We start from the raw sequence: 1,007 nt of genomic DNA, 5'->3' as shown, positions 1-1,007 counted from the left end.
GATGTCGACGGGGGTGCCGTCCTCCAGGAACGGCATGTCCTCCACCGGCAGGATCTTGGAGATGACGCCCTTGTTGCCGTGCCGGCCGGCCAGCTTGTCCCCATCGGTGATCTTCCGCTTCTGCGCCACATACACACGCACCAGCTCGTTCACCCCCGGAGGAAGCTCATCGCCCTCCTCCCGGCTGAACACCCGCACACCGATGACCTTGCCCGACTCACCGTGCGGCACCTTCAACGAGGTGTCCCGCACCTCACGCGCCTTCTCCCCGAAGATCGCCCGCAGCAGCCGCTCCTCCGGCGTCAGCTCGGTCTCCCCCTTCGGCGTGACCTTGCCGACCAGGATGTCCCCGGTCACCACCTCCGCACCGATCCGGATGATCCCCCGCTCGTCAAGGTCGGCCAGCACATCCTCACTCACGTTCGGAATGTCCCGGGTGATCTCCTCCGGACCCAGCTTGGTGTCCCGCGCGTCGACCTCGTGCTCCTCGATGTGAATCGACGACAGCACATCGTCTTGCACCAGCCGCTGCGACAGGATGATCGCGTCCTCGTAGTTGTGACCCTCCCACGGCATGAACGCCACCAGCAGGTTCTTGCCCAGCGCCATCTCACCGTCGTCCGTACACGGACCATCGGCGATCACCTGGTTGACCTCGACCCGATCCCCCTCGGCCACGATCGGCTTCTGGTTGAAACAGGTCCCCTGGTTCGACCGCTTGAACTTCGCCACCCGGTACGTCGTGCGGGTGCCGTCGTCGTTCATCACCGTGACGTAGTCGGCCGACACCTCCTCCACCACACCGGCCTTCTCCGCGCTGATCACATCACCGGCGTCGGTCGCGGCCCGGTACTCCATCCCCGTGCCCACCAGCGGCGCCTCGCTCTTCAGCAACGGCACCGACTGCCGCTGCATGTTCGAGCCCATCAGCGCCCGGTTGGCGTCGTCATGCTCCAGGAACGGAATCATCGCCGTCGCCACCGACACCATCTGCCGCGGCGACACGT

1 pseudogene is annotated in these 1,007 nt (G+C 65.7%); it reads right to left on the bottom strand.

Features of this window, described 5'->3' with window-relative positions:
- Positions 1 to 1,007, bottom strand: a pseudogene (locus Mco01_RS38700) (DNA-directed RNA polymerase subunit beta); the annotation flags it as partial.

The sequence above is a fragment of the Microbispora corallina genome (assembly GCF_016863035.1).
In the GTDB taxonomy this organism is placed as follows: domain Bacteria; phylum Actinomycetota; class Actinomycetes; order Streptosporangiales; family Streptosporangiaceae; genus Microbispora; species Microbispora corallina.
This window is presented reverse-complemented; position numbering and strand designations above follow the sequence as displayed.